The organism is Coleofasciculus sp. G2-EDA-02 (assembly GCF_040226375.1).
Lineage (GTDB): Bacteria > Cyanobacteriota > Cyanobacteriia > Cyanobacteriales > Coleofasciculaceae > Coleofasciculus.
The window spans coordinates 1-4061 of sequence record NZ_JAVKEW010000166.1 but is presented as its reverse complement, the minus strand read 5'-3'; the positions used below and the strand labels follow the sequence as shown (position 1 = coordinate 4061).

The following is a 4061-nucleotide window of genomic DNA, read 5'->3' as shown; positions in this document are numbered from 1 at the left end:
AGAGATGTAGCCGCAGCACAAGTAGTCTGTATAAGAGGACTTGCAGCCGTGGGATACACGGTCAAGATGCTTTCTGAGGGTAAATTCACTGGAATCCCTGTGACGGAAGAATCCCCGCTCTTATAGGGCGGGGAGTATCAAGAAACACTTAGCTTTTGCTGCAACGGTGGCGTTAGGTTGGGCTGCACTGGCTGCACCTGCTAATGCTGTACTCTTTAGCTGGGATATTGAATATATCGGCTGGTGGGAAGAAGATGGTGGTGGCTCTATTTTTGGTACCATCTTCGCCGATGAAGACGATGCGGCTGATGGCATTGTGTCGGCTGATGAGTTGAAGGCTTGGGAATGGAACTGGAGTGGCAATGATGCCGTATCCGCATTTTCCATTTCTTCTGACGAGGAGGGAGCCACAACGGATTTTGAGCCAAGTTTCTACGTGAATGGCACCCTCAATAAACCCATAGGAGTGAATTTTGTTGATCCAGATAATCTCGATCAAGGCTCCTTTGTTTCCGGTTCTGGCAATGAAATTCTCGATTTACAGGCTCTGCTGACTATTTCGTTTACCGATGGCGTTGAGTCAGTCTCCGTAGGAAATCCTACTGCCGCGATCGCAACTGTGACTGTTTCAGAGCCTACCGCCGTTCCCGAACCCGCTACCGTTCTGGGCTTACTGGCTCTAGCAGGGGTTAGTACGGCGACTTTTAAACGTCACAAGCAAGACACTTAAATCGGGTACTTCTTATACCAAATCCGCCTGCCCCCTTTATCCCTTAGCCGATGAAAGCCTGTTGCCTATTGCCTATTGCCTTGTCTCTACTCATAAAGGGGGTAGTTAACCCGGATTTGGTATTACCTGTTTCAATGTATTATGTCGCCCACTGTTGAGGCGAAAATAAAGAAAAAAAACCCCTCTCAGAACTATGCTGAGAGGGGTTTCATGGTTTTGAATACAAGGATAAAAGTAATCAGTTCACAGTAAAATCGAACATTAATCCCGCTTCTGATTTCCTTTAAACCCATGCTACCCGTTAACCAAGCCGAATCGATTATCTTAGATCTCATCCACCCCTTAGACTCCCAGTTAGACAGCGAAATTATAGACCTATCCGCCGCTACAGGTCGCATTTTGGCTGCTCCTGTAACTAGCCAATTGGATTTTCCCCACTGGGATAATTCTGCTATGGATGGTTATGCGGTGCGCTATGCTGATGTGCACTCAGCTAGTGAACAGCAACCGATACGTTTAGAACTCGTCGAAGATATTCCCGCCGGATATCAACCGCAAAAAACGATTGCAGCCGGACAATCTGCGCGTATCTTTACCGGTGCATGTATGCCACAGGGCGCCGATACAGTGGTGATGCAGGAACATACATTGCGTGAGGATAACCATGTTTTAATCTTACAAGCACCGAAACCTCAAGGCTTCGTGCGTCATCAGGCATCATTTTACCGTTCTGGAGAACCCCTTTTAGCCGCAGGAATTCAACTGGGTGCGCCAGAAATTGCCGTCCTAGCTGCCGCCCAATGTACGGAACTCACCGTCTATCGCCGTCCCAAAGTCGCGATTCTCTCCACGGGGAATGAACTGGTTACGCCGTACCAACCTTTGCAACCGGGTCAAATTGTCGATTCCAATCAATACGCCCTAGCCGCTTGGGTGACTCTTTGTGGCGGAATTCCTAAGGTACAGGGGATTGTCCGCGATAAACCAGACGCCCTGAAGCAAGCCATTGCCCAAGCGATTCCCGCCGCTGATATGGTTCTATCTACAGGTGGCGTTTCTGTGGGAGATTATGACTATGTAGATGAAATTTTAGCTCAACTGGGTGCTGAGATTCATATTCGTTCGGTTGCGGTTAAACCTGGTAAACCCTTAACCGTGGCGACGTTCCCGCCTCATCAGGGGCATAAAAAAGGCTCACTGCATCAAGTATTATATTTTGGTCTACCCGGAAATCCAGTCTCGGCTTTAGTCAGTTGTTGGCGATTTGTGCAACCTGCGATGAGAAAGCGTTCCGGTTTGCCAATGCAACGATGGAAGCCGAGGTTTATCAACGCCATCTCTCGTAATGAACTCCAATCTGATGGGCGTCGAGAATCCTATTTGTGGGGTCAGCTTCAATTAGTTGAGGGAAACTATGAATTCAATCTGGCGGGTGGGAGTCACAGTTCGGGTAATTTAATTAATTTAGCCCAAACTACGGGTCTGGCTATGATACCCGTTGGTCAAAGCTTGATTCGAGAAGGAGAAACGGTGCAAGTTTTGTCGGTGGAATAATTCCTAACAGTGTAGAGACGTAGCATGCTACGTCTCTACAAGTGCTAATCTATTGGTTCCAACCGAGGGGCTGTTCAATTTCCAATTCATCAACTTTGGAAATACGCTCACCCGGCTTGTTTACAATCTGCACAGTGCTGGCTTGCAATCCCTGTTCGCCTTCCTCAGCAAAAAAGTGGACGCCTGTACCGATTCCTAAGCGGTCAAAGTCATTATGGAGGACACTATTACGGTGGAAATAGACTTCTTGACCTTCCAGGCTTTTAAGGAAACCATACCCTTCTTCTGGAAATAACTTAGTAACTATTGCCGTCATTTCCTGAGTAGGATGAGACTTGACTTTATTCTGTTGCCGTTCGGTGAGTTCGATAAGCTGGCGGCGTGCCGACTCAAAGGCGTTACGCACTACGGTTTCTACAGGCTGATACTGATTTCCTTCTCCGGGATTTTCGACCACAGCAAGTTCGTGACCTGGTGGTACTGTCATATCGATTCTTACCCGATAGGGGGAACCGCTATTGGGGTTTTTGTGTGCCTGTTCAATCGCAATGCGGCAACTATTAAGGTGGTCACAAACCTGCTCCAACTTACCGACTTTTTCCCGTACTAATGCCTCTAAAGCTTCAGTTTTTGGCACATCACGATAGGAAATCTCTAATGGAATTTGCATAAATTATCAGTCCTCAATTCAGCTATTTATAATTACATTACGCACGGAGTTATACTATCAAACGATCGCGCAAAGCGTGCAAGGTGACGCGCAATCCCTGGAAGGCTCTCTCTTTCTCCTCCCAACCTAGTTCTGCGGCTACATCATTGACCCAAGTAATTTTTTTGAACGGTGGTGTCAAATGCTGGTAATCCTGTCGCAGACATATTATATCCTCCTGTTATGTTATTTTCATCCGGTGCGAGAGGTCTCTATTGCTGTGAACCTCTGCAACACCACTGTAATCAGGTTAACAAGGCGATCGGGTTCAAGCTTTCTATCGAATTATATAGATTTGAGATAGAAGTCTCGGATAATTTTTGCTAAATAATTTCGGCTTCATTTGCCTCTCCCATAAGATTGATTTCAGTTTATAATCTAGACGGGGTTTAAATAGTAATCCACCGACTACCGCCAGGTCTGTCCTCTTTTGGTGGAGTAGGTTCGTCTTCCACCTTGACCAAACCCTTCCTTGTCTGCACAACAGCCAAACTATCGCTCTTGTGGGTTCCTGCTGGCACCCGTTCATCAGGAGAACCTGGATTTAGCGGCGGTTCGTCTAACTGTTTTTTTTGTGTCAATAATGAATTTTGCCTTGCTTTATGGGAAAACATTGACATCAGGAAATGTTGATGAGTTTGAATGTAGATTACAGGGTGACTCAATACGGTTGCCAAAATAATTAGGTTTAGTATTATATAAGCCTGAGTATTCATAGATAACGTCCCTGGCGCAACTCTAATCGCTTCTGTTAAGTTCAGAATAGTTGGCATAACTTTCCTTAAGCCAACTGAGCGATGTAGAGGCTGGACGTTTTTGAGCATCCCGAATAACCAGTTAGGGGAAGGTGTCAGACTTGGGGGATTCCCCTAACTTTTTGAGTTTCCCCCTTTTGTCACGGGGATTAAACATGAATATTTTGGAGAATTTACGTCATAAGCGATGGTGAAAGCCCTCGTGATTTATCCGAGGGATGAAACCGAGCAAGTCGTAAAGACAGCGGGATTTATCCCGCAATAACATTCTTAAGTGATATAATATAACCATAAGTAGAGATACAGTTAGGTC

4 protein-coding genes and 1 pseudogene are annotated in these 4061 nt (G+C 46.1%); 3 read left to right on the top strand and 2 right to left on the bottom strand.

From position 1 onward, the window contains the following. The 3 genes and pseudogenes from RLO19_RS20035 to RLO19_RS20025 form a co-directional block, all read left to right on the top strand. A pseudogene (locus tag RLO19_RS20035) lies at window positions 1-126 on the top strand (RNA-guided endonuclease InsQ/TnpB family protein); the annotation flags it as partial. A 40-nt stretch (window positions 127-166) separates the two neighbouring features. Then, on the top strand, window positions 167-730 hold the full coding sequence (locus RLO19_RS20030) for a PEP-CTERM sorting domain-containing protein (protein ID WP_446359204.1): 564 nt from the start codon (window positions 167-169) through the stop codon (window positions 728-730). A 291-nt stretch (window positions 731-1021) separates the two neighbouring features. Further along, window positions 1022-2284, top strand: a complete 1263-nt coding sequence (locus RLO19_RS20025) for a molybdopterin molybdotransferase MoeA (RefSeq protein ID WP_446359203.1) — start codon at window positions 1022-1024, stop codon at window positions 2282-2284. A gap of 49 nt (window positions 2285-2333) precedes the next feature. On the opposite strand, the gene RLO19_RS20020 is transcribed toward RLO19_RS20025, so the two are convergent. Both RLO19_RS20020 and RLO19_RS20015 read right to left on the bottom strand, forming a co-directional pair. Continuing rightward, window positions 2334-2954 (bottom strand): HPF/RaiA family ribosome-associated protein, encoded by a 621-nt coding sequence (locus RLO19_RS20020; protein ID WP_446359202.1) that lies wholly within the window; start codon window positions 2952-2954, stop codon window positions 2334-2336. 428 nt (window positions 2955-3382) lie between these two features. Continuing rightward, window positions 3383-3766 (bottom strand): hypothetical protein, encoded by a 384-nt coding sequence (locus RLO19_RS20015; protein WP_446359201.1) that lies wholly within the window; start codon window positions 3764-3766, stop codon window positions 3383-3385. Between the last annotated feature and the right edge of the window lie 295 nt (window positions 3767-4061).